This is a genomic window from Dokdonella sp. (assembly GCF_019634845.1).
GTDB lineage: Bacteria > Pseudomonadota > Gammaproteobacteria > Xanthomonadales > Rhodanobacteraceae > Dokdonella_A.
Genome location: NZ_JAHCAQ010000018.1, coordinates 24,897 through 46,484, shown reverse-complemented (window position 1 = coordinate 46,484; position 21,588 = coordinate 24,897). Strand labels below are relative to the sequence as shown.

Annotated in this window: 16 protein-coding genes; 9 read left to right on the top strand and 7 right to left on the bottom strand. The window is 69.2% G+C overall.

Annotation, left to right across the window (positions count from 1 at the left end; genetic code table 11):
• Window positions 1-102 precede the first annotated feature (102 nt).
• The 5 genes from KF903_RS12640 to KF903_RS12620 form a co-directional block, all read right to left on the bottom strand.
• A complete protein-coding gene (locus KF903_RS12640) occupies window positions 103-498 on the bottom strand; it encodes a VOC family protein (RefSeq protein WP_291215409.1) in 396 nt (131 codons plus the stop codon).
• A gap of 139 nt (window positions 499-637) precedes the next feature.
• On the bottom strand, window positions 638-2,533 hold the full coding sequence (gene dxs / locus KF903_RS12635; protein WP_291215405.1) for a 1-deoxy-D-xylulose-5-phosphate synthase: 1,896 nt from the start codon (window positions 2,531-2,533) through the stop codon (window positions 638-640).
• 89 nt (window positions 2,534-2,622) lie between these two features.
• Window positions 2,623-3,216: an HNH endonuclease gene (locus tag KF903_RS12630; protein WP_291215403.1), complete on the bottom strand. Its 594-nt coding sequence runs from the start codon at window positions 3,214-3,216 to the stop codon at window positions 2,623-2,625.
• 113 nt (window positions 3,217-3,329) lie between these two features.
• Window positions 3,330-5,120, bottom strand: a complete 1,791-nt coding sequence (locus tag KF903_RS12625) for an acyl-CoA dehydrogenase C-terminal domain-containing protein (protein ID WP_291215401.1) — start codon at window positions 5,118-5,120, stop codon at window positions 3,330-3,332.
• A gap of 49 nt (window positions 5,121-5,169) precedes the next feature.
• Window positions 5,170-5,610 carry an LEA type 2 family protein gene (locus KF903_RS12620; RefSeq protein WP_291215398.1) on the bottom strand — a complete coding sequence of 147 codons (441 nt, stop codon included), beginning with the start codon at window positions 5,608-5,610 and terminating at the stop codon, window positions 5,170-5,172.
• A 112-nt stretch (window positions 5,611-5,722) separates the two neighbouring features.
• On the opposite strand from KF903_RS12620, the gene recQ reads away from it, so the two are divergent.
• The 9 genes from recQ to KF903_RS12575 all read left to right on the top strand — a co-directional run bounded on the left by recQ (window position 5,723) and on the right by KF903_RS12575 (window position 16,916).
• Window positions 5,723-7,537, top strand: coding sequence for a DNA helicase RecQ (gene recQ, locus KF903_RS12615; RefSeq protein WP_291215395.1), 1,815 nt, complete (start codon window positions 5,723-5,725; stop codon window positions 7,535-7,537).
• A 97-nt stretch (window positions 7,538-7,634) separates the two neighbouring features.
• Window positions 7,635-9,059 (top strand): choice-of-anchor Q domain-containing protein, encoded by a 1,425-nt coding sequence (locus KF903_RS12610; RefSeq protein WP_291215393.1) that lies wholly within the window; start codon window positions 7,635-7,637, stop codon window positions 9,057-9,059.
• 188 nt (window positions 9,060-9,247) lie between these two features.
• Window positions 9,248-10,729, top strand: a complete 1,482-nt coding sequence (locus KF903_RS12605) for an efflux transporter outer membrane subunit (protein ID WP_291215391.1) — start codon at window positions 9,248-9,250, stop codon at window positions 10,727-10,729.
• Window positions 10,729-11,850 carry an ABC transporter permease gene (locus KF903_RS12600; RefSeq protein ID WP_291215389.1) on the top strand — a complete coding sequence of 374 codons (1,122 nt, stop codon included), beginning with the start codon at window positions 10,729-10,731 and terminating at the stop codon, window positions 11,848-11,850. The genes KF903_RS12605 and KF903_RS12600 overlap by 1 nt, the downstream gene beginning before the upstream one ends.
• A gap of 5 nt (window positions 11,851-11,855) precedes the next feature.
• A complete protein-coding gene (locus KF903_RS12595; RefSeq protein ID WP_291215502.1) occupies window positions 11,856-12,572 on the top strand; it encodes an ABC transporter ATP-binding protein in 717 nt (238 codons plus the stop codon).
• Window positions 12,569-13,495: an HlyD family efflux transporter periplasmic adaptor subunit gene (locus KF903_RS12590; RefSeq protein WP_291215388.1), complete on the top strand. Its 927-nt coding sequence runs from the start codon at window positions 12,569-12,571 to the stop codon at window positions 13,493-13,495. The genes KF903_RS12595 and KF903_RS12590 overlap by 4 nt, the downstream gene beginning before the upstream one ends.
• A 90-nt stretch (window positions 13,496-13,585) precedes the next feature.
• Window positions 13,586-14,275, top strand: coding sequence for an MtnX-like HAD-IB family phosphatase (locus KF903_RS12585; RefSeq protein WP_291215386.1), 690 nt, complete (start codon window positions 13,586-13,588; stop codon window positions 14,273-14,275).
• A gap of 89 nt (window positions 14,276-14,364) precedes the next feature.
• Entirely contained in the window at window positions 14,365-15,729 is a 1,365-nt protein-coding gene (locus KF903_RS12580; protein ID WP_291215383.1) for a glutamate-1-semialdehyde 2,1-aminomutase, read from the top strand.
• A gap of 125 nt (window positions 15,730-15,854) precedes the next feature.
• Entirely contained in the window at window positions 15,855-16,916 is a 1,062-nt protein-coding gene (locus tag KF903_RS12575; protein ID WP_291215381.1) for a TraB/GumN family protein, read from the top strand.
• Window positions 16,917-16,943: 27 nt separating this feature from the next.
• Here the strand turns inward: KF903_RS12575 and KF903_RS12570 are convergent, their stop codons facing one another.
• Together KF903_RS12570 and KF903_RS12565 are read right to left on the bottom strand one after the other, a co-directional pair.
• Complete coding sequence (locus KF903_RS12570; protein ID WP_291215380.1) at window positions 16,944-17,474, bottom strand: hypothetical protein; 531 nt, start codon at window positions 17,472-17,474, stop codon at window positions 16,944-16,946.
• A 277-nt stretch (window positions 17,475-17,751) separates the two neighbouring features.
• Entirely contained in the window at window positions 17,752-21,522 is a 3,771-nt protein-coding gene (locus tag KF903_RS12565) for a GEVED domain-containing protein (protein ID WP_291215378.1), read from the bottom strand.
• Window positions 21,523-21,588: the final 66 nt, after the last annotated feature.

Sequence of the window (21,588 nt, the reverse complement as noted above, 5' to 3'; positions counted from 1 at the left end):
AGGTGATGCGTCCGGATTCGGACCGATGCCGCCGCAACCCACGCGCGGCCCGCTCATGTGCGCGGCCGGGCAGCGCCGGCGACGCCGTGTCGGCGCGATCGCTCAGGGCGTCGCGGCGGGTCGCTGCGGTGGCGGTTGCCACAGCTCGACCTTGTTGCCGTCCGGGTCGAGGACCCAGCCGAACTGGCCGAACTCGGAGGACTCGGTTGCGTCGATGACCTGGCAGCCTTCGGCACGCAGCGTGGCCAGCAGCGCGCCGAGGTCGGCGACGCGGAAATTGATCATGAAGGCAGCGTTGCCCGGCTGCATCTTGTCGGTGTCCGCCGGCAGCACGCTCCACACCGTCATCCCGGCCTCACTCGTCGGGCCGCCCCAGCGGAAGATCGCTCCGCCCCATTCGGTCACATCGAGGCCGAGATGATCGCGATACCAGGCGCCCAGGCGCTGTGGGTCGGCCGACTTGAAGAAGATGCCGCCGATTCCGGTCACGCGCTGCATGGGAGTTCTCCATCAAGCCGGAGCTGGGCGCGGTGCCGTGCGGCAACGCGGCGCAAGGATGGCCGGTGCCAACCCGATGCGTCAACGGGCGCGGCGCGACACCGCGCGCCGCGGCATGCGGCGACCGGGTCGCGTGGCGTCACCCCGCGCTGCACAGCGCGGGCGCGATCAGCAGATTGGCGAAGCGGCGGCGGATGGCGGCTTCGATGCCGGTGGCGTCGAGGCCCTGTTCGGCCAGCAGCTCGTCGCGCGTGGCGTGTTCGAGGTAGGCGTCGGGCAGGCCCAGCTGCAGCAGCGGCGTGGCCAGGCCATTGGCGTGCAGAAACTCGCCGATCGCGCTGCCGGCACCGCCCATGATCGCGTTGTCCTCGATGCTGACGAAGGCCGCGTGCGACTTGGCGAGCTCGCGCAGTAGGGCCTCGTCGAGCGGCTTGACGAAACGCATGTCGACCACGCTGGCGCCCAGCGCGTCGCCGACCTTGAGCGCGGGCGTGACCATCGCCCCGAATGCGAGCAGGGCGATGCCGTTGCCGCGCCGGCGCAGCTCGGCCTTGCCGATCGGCAGCGGCAGCAGTTCGTGGCTCGGCACGGCGCCGGTACCGGTGCTGCGCGGATAGCGCACGGCGGCCGGGCCCTGGTGCAGGAAGCCGGTGGTCAGCAGGCGGCGGCACTCGTCCTCGCTGGACGGCGCCATGATGAGCATGTTGGGGATGCAGCGCAGGTAGGACAGGTCGAAGCTGCCGGCGTGGGTCGCGCCATCGGGGCCGACGAGGCCGGCGCGGTCGATCGCGAACAGCACGTCGAGATTCTGCAGCGCGACATCGTGGATGAGCTGGTCGTAGGCGCGCTGCAGGAAGGTGGAATAGATCGCCACCACGGGCTTGACGCCTTCGCAGGCCATGCCCGCCGCCAGCGTCACCGCGTGCTGCTCGGCGATGCCGACGTCGAAATAGCGCTGCGGGTATTCGCGCGAGAAGCGCACCAGGCCCGAACCTTCGCGCATCGCCGGGGTGATGCCGTACAGCCGTTCGTCGGCGGCGGCCATGTCGCACAGCCAGTCGCTGAAGATGTCGGTGTAGGTCGGCTTGAGCGGCGTGGCCTTCTTGACCACGCCCTGCTCGGGGTCGAACGGGCCCACCGCGTGGTATTCGATCTGCTGCGCCTCGGCCGGCGCGTAGCCCTTGCCCTTGGTGGTGATGACATGCAGCAGGCGCGGGCCGTGCAGTTCCTTGAGCGTGCGCAGCGCGCCGAGCAACTGCGGGATGTCGTGGCCATCGACCGGCCCGGTGTAATGGAAGCCGAGTTCCTCGAACAGCGTCGAGGGCACGAACATGCCCTTGGCATGCTCTTCCCAGCGCTTGACCGCGCGCCACAGCAGGCCGTCGCGCTTCATCATGCGCTTGCCGCCCTCGCGGATCTTGTTGAGGGTGCGGCTGGCCATGAGTCGCGCCAGCATCTTGGTCAGCGCGCCGACGTTTTCGCTGATCGACATCTGATTGTCGTTGAGGATGATCAGCATGTCGGGGTCGATCGCGCCGCCGTGATTGAGCGCCTCGAAGGCCATGCCGGCCGTCATCGCGCCATCGCCGATCACGGCGACCACGCGCCGCGCCTCGCCACGGCGCTGGGCCGCGATGGCCATACCGAGCGCGGCCGAGATCGAGGTCGAGGAATGACCGACGCCGAAGCTGTCGTATTGGCTTTCCTCGCGGCGCGGGAACGGCGCCACGCCGTCCTTGTGCTTGACCGTGGTGATGCGGTCGCGGCGACCGGTGAGGATCTTGTGCGGATAGCCCTGGTGGCCGACGTCCCATACCAGGCGGTCTTCGGGCGTGGCGTAGAGCCAGTGCAGCACCACCGTGAGCTCGACCACGCCAAGGTTGGCGCCGAAGTGGCCGCCCGAGGTGGCCACCGACTCGATCAGGTAGTCGCGCAGCTCCTGCGCGATCGCCGGCAATTCGGCCTCGTCGAATTGGCGCAGGTCGGCCGGGGAATCGATGCGCGACAGGCGCGGATAACGCGAAGAATCAATCATTTCGGGGCAACTGCAAAGACCTGGCCGCTATTGTCGGCCGCTGCGGCGCAGCGGGCAAGCAAACCCACGGTGGGCACCGCGGCCGTCGCTCAGGTCGGGCGTCGGTCACGCGGCAGGTGGCTGACGAGGAAATCCATCTGGTCGGCCAGGATGTTGCGGTTGGACAGGATCAGGTGCTCGACCCAGCTCGGCCGATAGGGAACGGCCAGCAGCGGCATGGCAGCCTGCTGCGGCGTGCGGCTGCCCTTCCTGACGTTGCAGGCCCAGCAGGCCGTGACGACGTTGACCCAGATGTCGCGTCCGCCACGCGATACCGGCACCACATGGTCGCGCGTGAGTTCGCCGCGTGCATAGCGGGCGCCGCAGTACAGGCAGGTCATGCGATCGCGCGCGAACAGCGCCGTGTTGGTCAGTGCCGGCGCCGGGTCGATCGCGCGCGCGCGGGCGTGGCCGGTGCTGGCGATGATCGGATGCAGGGCGATCGTGCTGCGCAGGCCGCTGCGCTGGTTGTGGCCGCCGTGGATCGTCAGGCAGGGCTCGCCGATGGTCCAGGCCACGGCACCGCGTACGTACAGGCAGACCGCATCCTGCCAGCTCATCCAGTCGAGGATGCGGCCGCTGGCATCGAGCGACAGCATGCGCGTGCCGTGGATGTCGCCGATCGGGCGGACTGCCGCAAGCATGTGACCTCCGTTCCAGTGGACGAAAGCGGTCGCGGCCCGTTGCCGGGCCGCGCGCAGCATAGAACAAATCGCCCACGTCGCGCAGCGCGGGCGATCGGCCGCCCGCCGTGGCCTCAGCCGAACTGGGCGTCGCTCATGTCATGCAGCACGGCCGCGCCACTGCGGATCGATGCGGCATGGGTGTGGATGCGCGGCAGGATGCGCGCGTAGTAGAAGCGTGCGGTCAGGCGCTTGGCTTGCTTGAAGTCGCTGCCATGGGCCGAGGCAGCGGCGGCCGCCACGCTGCGCGCCCACAGGTAGGCCAGTGCGATGTAACCCGAATAGTGCAGGTAATCCCATGCCGCGGCGCCGACTTCCTCGATGTTGGCAGCCGCGCGCTGGCCCAGTTCGAGCGACAGCGCGCCCCAGTCGCCGGCGGCCTTGCCGAGCGGGCCGATGAACTCGGCCAGTTGCGCGTCGGCCGCGTGGGTCTTGCAGAACGCGCCGATCTCGTCGAGGAAGTGGCGCAGGCCCACGCCCTTGAGCTGCAGCACCTTGCGGCCGAGCAGGTCATTGGCCTGGATCTGGGTGGTGCCTTCGTACAGCGTGGTGATGCGGGCGTCGCGCGCGTACTGCTCCATGCCGTTCTCGACGATGAAGCCGTGGCCACCGAAGATCTGCAGCGCCTCGTAGGTGCACTCGATGGCGGCCTCGGTCAGCAGCCCCTTGACGATCGGGGTGAGGAACGAGACCAGCGCCTCGGCGCGTTCGCGCTCGGCGGCATCGGTGCCGTGCTTGCGGATGTCCTCCTGCAGGTAGGCGTACAGGCCGAGCAGGCGACCGCCTTCGGCGAACGCTTTCTGGGTCAGCAGCATGCGCCGCACGTCACCGTGCACGATGAGCGGGTCGGCCGGCTTGTCGGGAAACCGGGCGCCCGACAGCGCACGCATCTGCAGGCGCTCGCGCGCATAGCGCAGTGCGTTCTGGTAGGCGCGCTCGATCAGGCCCAGGCCCTGCAGGCCGACCGCGAGGCGCGCGGTGTTCATCATCGTGAACATCGCCGCCAGGCCCTTGTTGGGTTGGCCGACGAGCCAGCCCTGCGCGTCGTCGAAGTTCATGACGCAGGTGACCGAGCCGTGGATGCCCATCTTGTGCTCGATCGAGCCGCAGGCAGCGCCGTTGCGCGCACCGACCTGGCCGTCCTTGCCGACCTTGAACTTGGGCACGAGGAACAGCGAGATGCCCTTGACGCCGGCCGGGGCGTCGGGAAGGCGCGCCAGCACGAGGTGCAGGATGTTGTCGACGAAGTCATGTTCGCCGGCGGTGATGAAGATCTTGGTGCCGGTGATGCGGTAGCTGCCGTCGGCGGCCGCCTCGGCGCGCGTCTTGAGCAGGCCCAGGTCGGTGCCGCAGTGCGGCTCGGTCAGGCACATCGTGCCGGTCCAGCGTCCCGCCACCAGCGGGCGCAGGAACACCTCGCGCTGCCAGTCCTCGCCATGGTGTTCCAGTGCCGAGGCTGCGCCGTGCGAGAGCATCGGATAGTTGCCCCACGACAGGTTGGCCGCGTCGATCATCTCCTTGAGCGCGGCGCCGAGCGTTTCGGGCAGGCCTTGGCCGCCGAAGCGTTCCTCGGCGGTGAGGCCGATCCAGCCGCTGTCCACGTACTGCGTGAACGCCTCCTTGAAGCCCTTGGGCGTGCGCACGCTGTGGCTGGCCGCATCGAAACTGCAGCCTTCGGCATCGCCACTCTGGTTGAGTGGGGCCAGCACCTGTTCGGCGAACTTGCCGGCCTCTTCGAGCACGGCGTCGATCACGTCGCGACCGGCGGCGGCGCAGCCGGGCAGGCGCGCGTACACCTCATCGGCGCCGAGCACGTCGTGGAGTGCGAAACGCAGGTCGGCCAGCGGGGCGGAATACGGGTTCATGACGAAGTCCTGCAATGGGCGCGACCACGGTCGCGCGGGTGGCGGCGCGTCAGCGCCAGGTATCGGCCAGTCCCGGCGTCGGCGAGAGCTGGCTCGACATACGGAAGTCGAAACGCTTGTCGGGCTTGCTCGTGGTGAGCGTGCCCTTGAGCGTGTAATCGATCTCGCCGACGAGGCGGATGGCGGTGGCGGGACGGAAGCGGGTCTCGACGACGTCGCTGTTGCTGCCGACGATGTCGATGTCGGGCGCGAACTTGAGTTGCCCGGCATCGCTGCCGGCGATGCGCAGCTGCGCCTCGACATCGCTGTAATGCATGGCGAACGTCGAGTAGTTCTGGATGCGCAGCGTGATGCGCCAACTGCCATCGGGCTGCACCACGATCTGCTGGATGCTCGCGGTCGAGGGATGAACCTTGCGGCTCGGGCTGCTGCCGCAGGCAGTGAACAGCAGCGCGAGCAGGGCGGCACAGGCAAGCCGGCACAATGGCATGTCGACCTCGAACGATCGTTTGAATAGGATCCTAGCGTACCCGATGCGGCGGCGTCGCGCAGCGCCACGGTGGTCAGCGGTTGCGGCTGGCGGGTTTGCTAGCATCACGCGGATGTCAGCTCCGCCCACCGCACTCCAGCTCCTGCGCAGCGTGTTCGGCTACGCCGCGTTCCGCGGCCAGCAGCAGGCCATCATCGAGCAGATCACCGGCGGTGGCGACGCGCTGGTGCTGATGCCCACGGGCGGCGGCAAGTCGCTGTGCTACCAGTTGCCTGCGCTGCTGCGCGGCGGCTGCGCGGTGGTGGTGTCGCCGCTCATCGCGCTGATGCAGGACCAGGTCGACGCATTGCGCGAACTCGGCGTGGCGGCGGCCTGCCTCAACTCGAGCATGGATACGGTGTCGCAGGCGCAAGTCGAACAGCGCTTCCGGCAGGGCGAGCTCAAGCTGCTCTACGTGGCGCCCGAGCGACTGCTCGGCGAGCGCTGCCTGGCCATGCTCGCGCAGGGCGAACTCGCCCTGTTCGCCATCGACGAGGCGCACTGCGTGTCGCAGTGGGGTCACGATTTCCGGCCCGAGTACCGTCAGCTCACGATCCTGCATGAGCGCTTCCCGGCGGTGCCGCGGGTCGCGCTCACCGCCACCGCCGACGCCGCGACGCGGCGCGAGATCATCGAGCGGCTCGCGCTCGACGATGCGCCGCAGTTCGTGGCCAGCTTCGACCGCCCCAACATTCGCTATCGCGTGGTCGACAAGGCCCATGCGCGCCAACAGCTCATCGATTTTCTGGCCGCGCACCGCGGCGAAGCCGGCATCGTGTACTGCCTGTCGCGGCGCAAGGTCGAGGAGACGGCGCAGGGACTCGTCGCGGTCGGCATCAGCGCGCTGCCCTATCACGCCGGCATGGATGCAGCCACGCGCGCGGCCAACCAGCGGCGCTTCCTGCGCGAGGACGGCGTGGTGATGGTGGCAACGATCGCCTTTGGCATGGGCATCGACAAACCCGACGTGCGCTTCGTCGCGCACCTGGACCTGCCCAAGAGCATCGAAGGCTACTACCAGGAAACCGGTCGCGCCGGTCGCGATGGCCTGCCGGCCGAGGCTTGGCTGTGCCATGGGCTCGGCGACAGCGTCGCCCTGCAGCAGTTCATCAGCCAGTCGGACGCCAGCGAGGAGCGCAAGCGCGCCGAGCGCGCCATGCTCGATGCGCTGCTTGGCTATGTCGAGGCGACGACCTGTCGGCGTCAGCGCCTGCTCGCGCATTTTGGCGAGGTTCTGGCCGAGCCTTGCGGCAACTGCGACAACTGCCTCGATCCGCAGCCGACCTGGGACGCGAGCGTGGCGGCGCAGAAGGCGCTGTCGTGCGCATACCGTACCGGCCAGCGGTTCGGTGCGGGTCACCTCATCGCGGTGTTGCGCGGCGAGGCCAACGCGCGCGTGCAGGCGCTTGGCCACGACCAGCTCGGCGTGTTCGGTGTCGGCGGCGAGCTCGATGCGCTGCAATGGCGCGGCGTGTTCCGCCAGCTGATCGCGCTGGGCCTGCTCGCGCCGGCTGCCGATGGTTTCGGCGCGCTGCAGCTGACGGCCGCGAGCCGTGCGGTGCTGCGCGGTGAACAGGCTGTCCACCTGCGGCGCACGCCCGATCGCGCCACGCGAGGCCGAAAGCGGCGCCAGTCGGCCGATCAGCGCAGCGGGGGCAGCCTCGAGATCAGCGCCGCCGAGGCGCCGCTGTGGGACGCCTTGCGCGCCGAGCGCGCACGGCTGGCGCGCGAGCAGGGCGTGCCGTCCTACGTGATTTTCCATGACGCAACGCTGCTCGCGATGCTGCGCGCACGGCCGCGCACGCTGGCCGCAATGGCCACGATCCATGGCGTCGGCGAGCGCAAGCTCGAGCGCTACGGCGCGGCGTTTCTCGCACTGCTGGCCTGAATCCCCCGGGCGGCGCTGGCGCGGCGGTGTCGCAACTTGGCCTGCGACGGCGTTCCTCGAGCGTGTGCACCCCCGTGCGCGCCAGCAGGAAACCGTCATGCGATCCGATACCCCGATGTTCCCGCGCGGTCTGCCCACGATGCGGCCGCTCGTGCTGTGCCTGGCCGCCAGCCTCGTCGGTGCACCGCTGCAGATCAGCGCAGCGCCGCTGCCGGTGGCCGCGCCGCCCGACCTGATCCGCCCTGCCGCCGCGATAGCGCCGTCGTCACCGCAGGCCTCCACCCGCGTCGTCACCAACTGCAATGACACGGGTGCGGGCAGCCTGCGCGACACCATTGGCGCCGCGCTGAGCAATGACACGGTCGACCTGAGCCAGCTCAGTTGCAGTCGCATCACGCTGGCCAGCGGCCAGATCGTGTTCGGCCAGGCCAATCTCGCCATCGTTGGTCCCGGGGCCGGTCGCCTGACGATCGATGGCGGCCTCAACGGCGGCGTGCTCGTGGCGCTGGGGGGCGGCACCTTGCAGGTGCGCGACGTGACGATCGAGAATGGCTTCAAGTACCGCACCGATGCGCACGCGCTGGGTGGCTGCATCCAGGCGCAGGGCAACGCAATCATCCGCCAGGTGCTGCTGCGCAATTGCAGTGCACTGAGCACGGGCAACCGCAGTGCCCTGGGAGGCGCGGTGTGGACGGGCGGCCAGCTCGTGCTGCATCACAGCGTGGTGACCGGCAGCATGGCCAAGGCGACCGGCTGGGGCTATGCCAGCGGTGGCGGGATCTATGCGCACGACAGCGTCGACGTCGAGTACAGCACGATCTCGAACAACGTCGCGATCAGTGAAAGCGCGACACCATCGTTCGGTGGCGGCATGCTCGCCTGGAACGGCGGGATCATCCTCGGCTCGACGATTTCGGGCAACCAGGCCGCGGTATCCGGGGGCCTGCACCTCATCGGTGCCGCCGCGAGCCAGGTCACGGTCCTCAACAGCACGGTCTCGGGCAATGTCGCCAACCGCGTCGGTGGCATCTTCGCCAAGATCCCGTTGACGCTCAACAACAGTACCGTGGCGTTCAATACCTCGCACCAGTGGGACAGCGGCAGTGGCTATTCCTTCGCGGCAGGTGTGCACATCACGGTGTCGGGCACGCTCAACAGCACGATCATCAGCAACAACCTCAATACCGGTGCGCCAGCGCAGTTTGCCAGCGCGGACCTCGCCGGCAAGGTCGGCGCCGGCATGATGGGCGGACACAACGCCGTCGGCCTGTGCCTGGCCCCGTGCCCCAACGACACTTCGCACGACGACCCGGGCCTGCATCCGCTGCAGGACAACGGCGGCGCGACGCGCACCCACATGCCCACGCCCGGGCAGTGGGATGTGCTGTCGGGCAGCAATGTGTCGGGCTGGCCGTGGGATCAGCGCGGAGTCGGTTTTCCGCGCCAGTCGCCGGGCGACTGGCTCGAGATCGGTGCGGTGCAGGTCAATTCCGACATCATCTTCGCCAACGGATTCAACTGACGCGCAAGGCGCCGCCGGCACATGCAGACCGGCCGACTGCAGGCTGCCTCGCGGCGGCCTGGCGGCCAGCTTCGCTGGGGAGACGGGCCTGCGGCCTACAGGCGTGGGCCGCGACGCATTGCACAAGGCAAAGCGGGCAACGGCTACACTAACGGTTCTGGACTGTCCCGCCCGCCTCCGTTTCGCGCATGCCGACCCCCGATTTCGCGGTTTCCGCCCGACGTGGCGCTGCCTGGCAGTGCGGCAGGGACTGCCCGTCGGATGGCCGCGCCGGCGGGGTGGGCTGGTGCCGGCATCCGGCCCGCCGCGGCGCGCGCATCGCGCTGGCGGCGGTCACGACCCTACTCGCGGCCTGTGCGGCGCTGCCGCTGCCGCCGTTGCCCGACGCGGTGCCGGCGCACTGGCAGCAGGCCAACGCCGCGCCGGCGCCTGATCTGCGCAGTTGGTGGCGTACGTTCCACGACCCGGTGCTCGATGCGCTCGTCGAGCGGGCGCTGGCTGGCAACCCCAGCCTGGCGCAGGCCGTGGCGCGCGTCGAGGCAGCGCGCAGCCTGCTCGGCGCGAGCGACCTCGGCCATGCGCCGCAGATCGGTTTCCATACCTATGCCGAGCCGACGCCCGACAGCAGCGCGAGCTATTTCCAGTTCGGCTTCGACGCCAAGTGGGAGTTCGGCTGGTTCGGTCGTGGCGAGAGCGAGCAGCGCATCGCCGCCGGCGACCTGCAAACGGCCGACGCCGAAGCGCAGGCCGCACGCGTGAGCGTGGTGGCCGAGGTCGTGCGCACCTACCTGGAGCTGCGTGGCGCGCAGCAGCGACTCGCCCTGCTCGAGGCAAGCGCCGCCGATGCCACGCGCCGCCATGACCTCATCGCCACGCGATTGCGTCTGCGGCTGGCGGCGCCGGCCGAGCTCGCGCGTGCGCGCGTGCAGGTCGCGCAGGCGCAGGCGGCCTTGGCCGAACCGCGTGCGGCGCTCGCGCGCGGTCGCCAGCAACTGGCCGTCTTGCTCGGCCAGTTCGAGCTGGAGCCATCGCTGCTGCCGCCGGGCAATTTGCCGCAGCTCGGCGAGGCCGGCATTGCCGGGGTACCGGCCGACCTGCTGCGCACGCGCCCCGAGATCCGCCGTGCCGAGGCGCAGGTGCTCAAGACCGCCGGTGAACTGGGTCTGGCGCGTGCCGATCGCCTGCCACGCCTGGGTCTTGGTGGCGGCCTGACCTACGCTGCGCGCGTGATCGGCCACACGCGCCTGTCCGATGCGGCCGGTATCGTCACGTTTGGCCCGGCGATCGATATTCCACTGTTCGACTGGGGCTTGCGCCAGCAGGTCGTCGATGCGCGCGAGGCCCAGCTCACGGCAAGCCTGCAGGCCTATCGGCAGGCCGTGCTCGACGGGGTCGCCGAGGCCGAGACCGCGCTGGCCACGCTCGAGCAGCAGCGCCAGCGCGAGCAGGCACTGGGGCAGGCCGTGGCTGCGCTGGCCGGCGAGACCGAGGCGGCCGCGACGCGGCGCCGGCTCGGCCTTGCTGACGAGGTCGAACGGCTCGACGCGGCCGCAGCGCTCGTGCAGGGCCGGCTCGAGGCGCTGGCGGCGCAGCAGGATCGCGGCATCGCCTTCGTGGCGCTGTACAAGGCGCTCGGCGGCGCGCCGCTGCCGGTCGAGGCCACACCCTGATGGTGCCATTGGCGCGCAAGACCCTGCTGTACGAATGGCGACGCTTCCTGCCGTCGGCGTTCGCGATCGCGTTTTCGGGCCTGCTGCTGCTGGTGCAGGCCGCCTTCGTGTTCGGCATCTTCGGCAGTGCCGCGGTCTACGTGCGCAAGTCGGGGGGCGATCTGTGGCTGGGCTTTCCGGGTACGCAGACGATCGAGCTCGGCCGGCCGATTTCCTCGCAGGCCCGCATCGCGGCGTTGATGGACCCGCAGGTCGAGCGCGTCGAGCCATTCAATTGGCTCGATGGCGACTGGCGCGGCCCGGCCGACAAGGGCAGCGTGTCGGTGTTCATCTCGGGCATCGACACGCGGCCCGATGCGCTGATGTACTCGGCGGTGCTCGATCCGCAACTGCGCGCGCGGCTCGACGAACCCGACGCGGTGATCGTCGATCGCGCCGATCTGGGCAAGCTCGGTCTCGCGATCGGCGGACAGGCCGTCCTCAATGGCCACCGTGTCCGCATCGTCGGCGTCGGTAGCGGCCTGCGCGCGCTCGGTGGCGTCAACATCCTGACCTCGCTCGACACCGCGCGGCGATTGGGCAACGGTGACCAGGTCGCCTACTACGTGGTCAAGCTGCGCGATCCGGCGCAGGCCAAGGCGGTGCGCGCGCGGCTCGATGCGGCCGGCAAGGGCGCTCGCTTCCAGGCCTGGACCAGCGATGCGTTCGCGCGGCGCGCGGTGCGCTACTGGTTGTTCGAGACCGGGGCGGGGTTGGGCGTGCTGTTCCTCGCCGTGGTGGTGGTACTGGTCGGCGCGGTCATCACCAGCCAGACCCTGATGGGCGCCGTGGCCGGTTCGCTGCGCGAATATGCCACCCTGCTGGCGCTCGGCGTCGGCCGCCGCGCCTTGCGCCGCGTGGTGCTGGTGCAGGCGGCCTGGGTCGGTGCCTTCGGCATCGTGGTCGGCGCGCTTGGTACCGTGCTGGTGGTGGCGCTGGCGCAGCGGCGCGACGTGCCGGCCCAGCTCACGCCTTCGCTGATCGTGATCTGTGCGGTGCTGGTGATGACGATCGCGCTGGCTTCGGGCCTGGCCGCGCTGCGCACCCTGCGCAACGCCGATCCGGCACTGCTGCTGCGGTGAACGCGATGTCCGCCAGTCTCATCGCCCAATCGATCAGCAAGGCCTTCGTCACGGGCAAGATCCGTGCGCAGGTGCTCAGCGACCTCTCGCTCGAGATCGCGCCGGCGGAACTGAGTCTGGTGTCGGGGCCGTCGGGTTGCGGCAAGAGCACCCTGCTGGCGATCCTGTCCGGGTTGTTGCGGCCCGACGCGGGCCATGTGGTTGCGTTGGGCGAGGATCTGGCGCGGCTTTCGGCCGATCAGCGCGAGCGCTTCCGGCTGCGCCACACCGGTTTCGTGTTCCAGGGCTTCAACCTGTTTCCGGCGCTGACCGCACTCGAACAGGTGATGTTGCCGCTGGGCTACCTCGGCTTCAGCAAGGCGGCTGCGCGCCAGCGTGCCGGCAGCGTGCTCGACGAGGTCGGCCTGAGCCCGCGTCTGCATCTGCGTCCGGCGGAACTGTCGGGCGGCGAGAAGCAGCGCGTGGCGATCGCGCGCGCGCTGGCCAAGGAGCCACAGCTGCTGTTCGCCGACGAGCCGACCAGCGCGCTCGATGCGGCCAACGGCCAGATCGTGATCGACACCCTGCATCGCATCGCGCACACGCATGGCGCCACCGTGCTGTGCGTGAGCCACGACCCGCGCCTGATCGCGCATGCGGATCGCGTGCTGGCGATGGAGGATGGCAAGATACTGTCCGACCGCCGCGTGCGGCCCGCCGTGAATGAGGAAGTTGTGCCATGAGCGCGCTGCGCGTTCCCGCCATGATGTTGATCGTCGCACTGGCCGTCGTGCTGGCTGGTTGCGGGCAGGTTGGAGCCGATGCCGCCGCGCAGGGCGGCGTGACGGGCGCGTGGCTGGCGATGGCGCGCGGCGAGATCGACGTCGAGGGCGGTCTCGTGCGCATCACCACGCCGCGCGATGGACGCATCGACACCGTGCAGGCCGAAGATGGCGATGCGGTGGCGCAGGGCGCCGTGCTCGCCACACTCGACCAGCGCGAGGCGCGGACCGCCCTGGCCCTGGCCGAGGCGGCGCTCAGGCAGGCGCGCGCCCAGCTCGAGGTGGCACGGGCCCGCCTCGCGCCGCTCGGTCAGCTCGCGCAGCGTACCGGCGAGGCGGCTGCCGCCGGCGCCACCAGTGCCCAGGCGGCCGACGAGGCCAATACCAACCTGGCGGTGCTCAAGGCCGAGGTTGCCGCCGCCGACGCTGCCGTCGCGATGGCGCATGAGCGCGTCAACGAGGCGCGCAGCGAGCTCGAACTGCGCGTGTTGCGCGCGCCGGTGGCAGGTCGCATCGTGCGCCGCGGCGTGCATGTCGGCGACGTGGTGTCGGTGCAGGGCGGCGCCGAACTGTTCCAGTTGCTGCCCGATCGGCCGCGCATCGTGCGCGCCGAGCTCAACGAAGCCTATGTCGACAAGGTCAAGGCCGGCATGCAGGCCGACGTCGTGCGCGAATCGGGTGAAGGCGCGACCGTGCAGGCACAGGTGCTGCGCGTGGGCGAAGTGTTTGGCCCGAGCCGCCTGACCGACGATCCCATCGAGCGTGCCGGCGTGCACGACGTCGATTGCGTGCTGCGCCTGGAAGGTGGCGACTTCCGCATCGGTCAGCGCGTGCTGGTGAAGTTCAGGGCGGGCCAGGCCGCGCCAGCCGCGCCGGGCCGTTGATGGCGCGTGCCGGGCGACGGCGAAACGCCTGCGAAAGACACCGCTCACTAGTCTGCACGTCGTGGCGATCCTTGGTCGGGTCGCGGGAATGTGTACGTGTCCAACTGGACGATCCTGTGCGATTTCGACGGCACGATCAGCGTCGAAGACATTACCGATTCGTTGCTCGAGCGTTTTGCACGGCCCGGCTGGGTCGATATCGAGCAAGCCTGGAAGCGCGGCGAGATCGGCTCGCGCGAGTGCATGGCGCGACAGGTCGCGCTGATCGACGCCAGCCGCGAGGAACTGGACGCGCATCTGGACGAGATGCGTATCGATCGCGACTTCGCCGCTTTCGTGGCGGCGACGCGGCGCGCCGGCGTGCGGCTGAGTGTGCTCAGCGACGGGCTCGATTACTCGATCCGCCGCATCCTCGGCAACCATGGCCTCGACGGGCTACCGATCGTGGCCAACCATCTGCGCGCCACTGGCGCACGGAGCTGGGCGCTCGAGTTTCCGTTCAGCGATGCGGGCTGCCGCAGCGGCAACTGCAAGTGCGCCAGTGCCGGTGCGCTGCGCGGCCAACGCCAGCGCGTGCTCGTGATCGGCGATGGCGCCTCGGATTTCTGCGTCTCGGGCGAGGCCGACCTCGTGTTCGCCAAGCATCGCCTCATCGAACATTGCCGTGCGGCGGCGATTCCCTACGTGCCGATCACGGGTTTCGTCGATGCGCTCGAGCTGCTGCCGACGCTGCTGGCGGGTGAGCTGCCGGCGCAGGTACCGGCGCCGCAGGCCGCCTGAGCGCCGCCCATCGGCGTTGCCATATCCCGAATTTCCATGCGCCGTCGCGCCGTGCCGCGCCGCTGCGCCGCCATCCGGAGTCCTCCCGCTTGAACATCCATGATCCGCAACACGCCCAACTCGCTGCCGGGCTTGCCAGCGCGCGCAGCGCCGAACTGTTCGACAAGGCCTGCAAGCTCATTCCAGGTGGCGTCAACAGCACCGCACGCGCCACCTGGGCCGGCTGGGATCCGTATCCGCTGTTCGTGCAGGGCGGGCAGGGCGCGCACCTGACCGACGTCGACGGCAACCGCTACATCGACTACCTGCTCGGCCTGGGGCCGATGATCTTCGGGCATCGGCCGCCGCGCGTGACGCAGGCCGTGGTCGACTTCATTCAGACGCGCGGCACGGTGTTCGCGCTGCCGACCCAGGACGAGGCGCGTCTGGCCGAGAAGATCGTCGCCGCCGTGCCGAGCGTGGAGCAGGTGCGGTTGTGCAACACCGGTACCGAGGCCGTGCTGTACGCCACGCGCCTGGCGCGCGCATTCACTGGCCGCAGCAAGATCGTCCGCTTCGAGGGCATGTACCACGGCTTTTCCGACGGCGTGTACTGGAGCAAGCATCCGGCGCTGGACCGGGCCGGCCCCGACGACCATCCGCGTGCGGTACCGCAGGGACCAGGCCTGCCGCATGGCATCGAGGACAACCTCATCATCCTGCCGTGGAACGATGCCGACCTGCTGGCCGACACGCTCAAGCGCCATGGCCACGAGATTGCCGCGGTGCTCACCGAGCCGGTCATGTGCAACACCGGCTGCATCCTGCCGCAACCGGGTTATCTGGAGGCCATGCGCGAACTCACCCAGGCGCATGGCGTGGTGTTGATCTTCGACGAGGTCATCACGGGTTTCCGCCTCGGCCTGGCCGGTGCGCAGGGGCGATTTGGCATCAAGCCCGACCTTTCCGTGTTCGCCAAGGGCATCGGTGGCGGTTTTCCGGTGGCGGCGATGGGCGGGCGTGCCGAGCTCATGGCATTGGTGGCGACCGGCAAGGTGTCGATGGCCGGCACCTACTGCGCCAACGGCATCGCCATCGCGGCGGCCAACGCGGCGCTCGACGAGCTCAACACGGCGGGCCTTTACCAGCAGCTCGACACGGTATCCGATGCGCTGCGCCATGGCCTGTCGCGCGTGCTCGGCGACGCGGGCCTGCCCGCCAGCGTGGTCGGCTTGGGTCCGCTGATGCAGGTGTGGTTTGCGCGCGAGCCGATCCACAACTACCGCGATGCCGAACGCCATGCCGACCAGGTGCTGTTCCGCCGCTGGTGGCAGGGCATGCTTGCACGCGGCGTGCTGTTCCATCCCGGGGCCTACGAGAACCTGTTCGTTTCGACCGCGCACACCCCGGCCGACGTGCAAGCGACGCTGGCGGCGGCGAAGGAAGTGGCCAGCGAGCTTGCGCGTTCGGCGTGATGGCGCGGCGCCTGTACCGGTCCTGACCACGGGCGCAATCACCCTGCTCGTTGCAACGGATTTTTGACGCGGCGGTGGCGCCGTGTGTGGACACTGCGCGCTCCTTGTCGTCAGGAGTCGCGTGTATGGCTGCACGTTGGTGGCTGGTATTGGCCTTGGCATGGGCGCCGTTCGCTCTGGCGCAGGACGGCACGGCGCCGCCCGCAGATGGCGCCGAGCTCGCCACCATCGTCGTCACCGGCGAGCAGCCAGGCCCGGGGCTGTGGCAGGTGCGCAAGGGCGGGCACGTGCTGTGGGTGCTTGGCACGCTCGCGCCGCTACCGCGCGCGATGCAGTGGCGGGCCGGCGAAGTCGGTGAACGCATCGCGCAGGCGCAGGCGCTGCTCGACAGGCCAGGCCTGTCGATCAAATCCGACCTGGGCTGGTTCGGCCAGCTCGCGCTCGCGCCCTGGCTCATCGGCGTGCGCAACCTTCCCGACGGCAAGAAGCTCGAGGACGTGGTACCGGCCGAACTGTACGCGCGCTGGCAGGTGCTCAAGCGGCGCTACCTGGGGCGCGGCAACAAGGTCGAACGCTGGCGGCCGCTGTTCGCGGCCACGGCGCTGTATCGCGCGGCTGTGCGCGCCAATGGCATGAGCGTGGAAACCGCGGCGGTCGATGAGCGCATTGCGCAGTTCGCCAAGCAGGCCAAGCTGACCCCAATCCCGTTGCGCATCGAGATCGCGTTGGATCGTCCGCGCGCGGCGATCAAGCAGTTCAAGCATGAGCAGATCGACGACATCGCGTGCTTCGCCAGGACCATCGAGCGCCTCGAGACCGATCTCGTCACGATGCGGCAGCGTGCCAATGCCTGGGCCAGCGGCGATCTGGCCGCGCTGCGCGCCTTGCCCTACGTGGACCAGTCGGCGGCCTGCTTCGAGGCCATGCAGCGCTCCCAGGTGCTGCAGGCAGCCGGCGACATCGAGGCGCGCGCGCGCGAGCTGTGGCTCGACGCGGCGGGCAAGGCGCTCGATGCGCACGCGGTGAGCTTTGCGCTGCTGCCGATGAGCGAAGTCGTTGGCGCCGACGGCTATCTGGGCGCGCTGCGTGCGCGCGGTTACGAGGTCATCGCGCCCGATGCGGACGAGGGCAATGACGCGGGTGCGAGTTCGGATGGGCCGGCATCCGCGGCCAGCGCGTCACCGTGACGTGCGCGCTGGCATGGTGGTCTGCACTCAGGAGCCGAGCGAGGCCATGATCGCGTCGCAATCGCGGTCGAACTGGGCGCTCCACGCCGCCGGAGTCGACGCCAGCAGTGGCCGCTGGCAGCGCACTTCGGCAGCGATCTTGCCCACGAGCTTGGCGCGGTCGCGCACGAGATAGCGCGTCTTGCCGCGCGACACGAAGTATTGGCGCACGGCGGCATCCTTGTTGGCGGGATCGGTGGCGAAACCCGGCTGCTCCTTCGCGCGTTCGAATTCCTGCTGCACGGCTGCGGCGAAACCGGCGGCGTCGGCGAGCTGGCGGGTCTTGACCGTGACCGTGGCCGCATCCTCACTGTCCTGCGCGCTCGGGTCGGGCACCTGGAATGCGATCGCCTGCGGATCGCCTTCCTTCTTCTCCATCACCGACATCCATGATGCTGGCGCGTGGAAGCGCACCGCGCCGTCGTTGAGCGTGAAACTGGCCTGATCCTGCGCGCCGAGGCTGCCGGCAACAAGGACCAACGAGGCGGCGATCAGGCATGTACGGATGGCGACTTTCACTGGAGTGGGCTCCCTTGTCGGCGGTGATGCGGGTCGGTGATGCCGCAGCGCTGTCGGAGGCGCCGGCCCCTTGAACGGGATCGCGGCCGCAGCACCATCCGGGTGACGCGCACAGGCGTGGGGTGCAAGTGTAACCGCGTGGGCCCGTGGTCGGAGCGTGACGGCATCGACATTGGCCTGCATGAGGCCGGGCGGTCGTCGTGCTGCGCTCGATGGGGGCCAAAAAAAGCGCCACGACCTTGCGGTCGTGGCGCCGGAATTCACCGCCTGACGGGTATCAGGGGGCTTCGTCGAAGCCGTCGGCGAAGATGCGGTCGATGCAGCTCACGGCCACGTTGCCGACGTTGGCGCCGGCGAGCGTGCCGCTGCCATTGCTGACCGTGCACACCTCGATCGGCGCACTCGGCTGGGTCGTCACCGTCACCGCATAGCTGCTGCCGTCAAGCAGCGCAGTCGGGAAGGTGAAGCTGCCATCGGCCGCCACCGGCAGGCTCTGGCTGCCATTGAGCGACAGCACGAGGCCGGAACCGACCAGGCCCGTCACGCTGCCACCGACCGTGTAGGTATTGGTCGTGCAGGCCACGGCGACATTGGTCACGTTGGCACCGGCGAGCACGCCGCCGCCATTGCTGACCGTGCAGGTCTGCGCAGGCGTGCCGGGCTGGGTCGTCACCGTCACCGCATAGCTGCTGCCGTCGGCCAGCGCGGTCGGGAACGTGAAGCTGCCATTGGCCGCCACCGGCAGGCTCTGGCTGCCATTGAGCGACAGCACGAGGCCGGAACCGGCCAGGCCCGTCACGCTGCCGCCGACCGTGTAGTTCGCGTTGCCCTGCACGATCAGCGTGTAGTCCTCACCCTGACCATAACCCGTGTTGTTGCAGGCCGTTGCCGCCGCGCTGTACCGCTTGAGCACGCGCATGCGCACCGGGCCCGGCGTCACGCTGGCCGGCACCGCGATCGTGTTGGTGGCCTGCTTGCCGTCAAGTCCGGTCGAGTTGGTGATGTTGCCGATCGAGTAGCCCTCGCTGGCCTCGAACGTGCCGTTGCGGTTCCAGTCGATGAAGGCGTTGATCACGTTGGTCCAGCTGCCATCGGTGTTGCCTTCGACCGTGATCGAATAACTCTGGCCGGCCGCGACGAGACCGCCGCTCACGCCGAGGAAGTCCTCCAGCGCCGGGCTGCCGTTGAGCGCGGCCGAGCTCGGGTTGTTGATGCCGGTGAAGATGACCTTGGTGATCGGCTCGACATTGTTCGGGAACGTGACCGGGCAGTACGGCTCGGGGAAGGTCACGCCGGTGGTGAAGCTGAACGTCGGCGAGTAGCTGCTGTTGCCGCACACACTGTTGGCACGCACGCGCCAGTAATAGGTGGTCAGCGGCGCCAGTGGCGTCGATGGCGTCCAGCTGTTGCTGGTCGGCGTGCCGCTGGCGACGATCGTCGTGAACGCATTGTCGCTTGCGACTTCGATGGTGTAGCTCTCGGCGGCGACGTCGCTGGCCCAGGCGAAGGCAGGGCTGCGTGGCGTGCCAGTGGCGCCATCGAGCGGCGCGTTCAGCGCCGGCAGCGCCGGCAGGGCGGTCGCGATCACGAGCTGCGTGGTCGCGCTGTGACCGGGGCTGCCGCTGGCGCTGCCGCTCACTGTCAGCGTTGCGGTGCCGGCGGCGGCGCCGCTGACGTTGACCGTCATCGCGGCACTGTTGCCCGGGATGACGCTCGAGGGGCTGAACGAGGCGCTGACGCCGCTGGGCAGCCCACTCGCGCTCAGCGCAACAGGGTTGGTGAAGCCCAGTTGCTGGCCGACGTTGACCGTGTAGCTTGCGCTGGCGCTCGGCATTGCGCACACGCTCTGCGTCGCGGGCGTGATGGCGAGGTTGAAGTCGGGCGCGTCGTTGCTGCACACCGGACGCGTGCCGCAGGCGATGCCGTGGGCGTTGAACGCGTCCCAGATGCGGCAGGCATTGGGCGTGCCGTTGCCGAGGTTGCCGTCGTCGTCGTCGGCGGCGAGGAACACCGTGTACCAGTTGTTGGCGCCGCAGCCATCGACCGTCGCGCTCGGATTGCAGGTGCCGCCCGACGCCACGCGATAGGCGCTCTTGCTTGGCGTGAGGCTGCCATACCAGATGCGATCCATCTCCTGCCAGCCCTGCGGGTTGCCCCACCTGCTGATGAGCATCTGGCTGAGGTCCCAGTTGGCCGAGCTCGCGATGATGCTCTCGCAATGACCTTCGTAACCCATCGGGCCGCGGTAAACCTGGCCGCTGTTGGTGGTGTAGGGGCACGAGATACCGCCTTGGCCCACGTAGTCATCGCATTTGATGCCGCCGGCGGCGGTTACATTGGACGGCTTGGCGATCGGCTTGCTGCCGGTGAGGCCGAAGTCGCGCACGTCGCGCACACCGGTGCAGGTCGTGCAGTTGTGGCAGATCTTGCCGGGCGTGAAGTTGTCGCCGATGCAGGAGGTCTTGGTCTCGAGGAAGGCGAAGGTATCGCCGACCGCTTCGCCGCTGCCCATGTCCCCGGCCGAACCACCCGAATTGGTGTCCATGCCGTGGCCCCACTCGTGCAGGAACACGGCGGCGATCTCGCCGGTGTTGGAGCAGAACGTGCTGCCGTAGGTGCCCGACTTGAAGAAGTTGAGACTGGCGCCGTTCCAATAGGCATTGCAGACGTCGTTGACGTTCATGTTCGCGGTCACCTTGCCGTTGAGCCAGGTGTTGCCCGGCAGGAAGGTGATCGCCTTGCGGTTGATATTGGTCAGGTGGTAGAAGCCGCTGCGCGAGGAGTGCGTGTTGCCTGGTCCGCCGACGCCGGGCGTCGTGCAGTCGGTGCCGCCGCTGCTGCCGAAGGCGAGGTTGCCATCGGTCGAGTTGCTCAGCGAGATCGAGCCGCAGCCGTCGCTCATCTTGAAATACTTGCCGTCGAGCGCACTCGTCGCGGCGCCACCCGAATAGTCGTAGATGCCGAGCGCATCGGTGACCTTGGCGCTGCCGTTGGTGACTGCGGCGAACGGCAGCGGCACGACGATCTCGGGATCGGTGTTGGTGGTCGGGTAGATGCCGCCGGTGACGGTGGCGTTGACGTAGGTGTTGATGTTCTGCACATCGATGACGCGATTGCTGTGCGCGTCGGTGAGCACCCGATAGGTCGCCTCGTCGTCATGCACGCGGAAGGTGAAGCGCCACACCAGTCGATGCGCGTAGCCCTGGCCGGTGCTGCCGGCGAAGTCGGCCGTGCCACTGTCGCCAGCCGGCGCCACCGGCAGCAGCAACAACTCACCGGCATCGAGCACTTCGCTCACGGTGGTCCCCGCGGCGAAGCCGATGTCGGCCAGCGCCAGCGCGAAGGCCGCGTCGCGAGCCGATACCGGGAAGCTGCCGATGCGTACCGGAGCGATACGGTTGCTGCCGAACTGGATGATGTTGCCGGCGGCGATGCGGAAGAACACGTTGGCGCCATCCACGCGCACGCCGTCCTGATACTGCTCGAACTCGACGAACCAGTGGCTGTCGCCCTTGCCGTAGACCGTGCTGCTCGCCGGATCGAGACGCAGGTCCACGCCCTTGACGCCGAGCAGTTCGGCGTTGGCGGCGATGAAGTCGCGCAGCCGCGTCTCGACCGTCGCCAGGTCAACCTGATGGTTGGCGGGCAGACCGAGCTGGGCGAGCGTGAGCGCATTGCCGCGTCCCGGCACCAGCGCGATGCCGCTGCCCTGGATCAGGTTGGGCAGGTCGTTGCGGCGGTCCCAGCGCATTTCCCACTCGCCGCCATAGCGAGCCAGGAAGCCCGCCACCTGCGCCCGCTGCGCGGCTGCGGCAGCAAGGCTGGTGGTGGCCTCAAGGGCCGGTTCGACGTTGATGTCCTGTGCGCTGATCGGCTGCAGCAGGCGGGTCTGCGTTGCGTGCTGGCCTGGCACGAGCGGTTGGATCGCGAAAGCGGGTGACAGCAGTGCGCTGGCACAGGCGGCCAGCAGACCGCAGGCGGCGCCCGCAAGCCAGCGGCGCGGCGCGCGCACGGCACGGCCGTGTGCGCGGTCGGATATCGGTGTCATCGTGTATTCCCCAACGAGTGATTGAACGGATGGCGCAAACCGGCCGGTGCTGCGACACGCAATCTC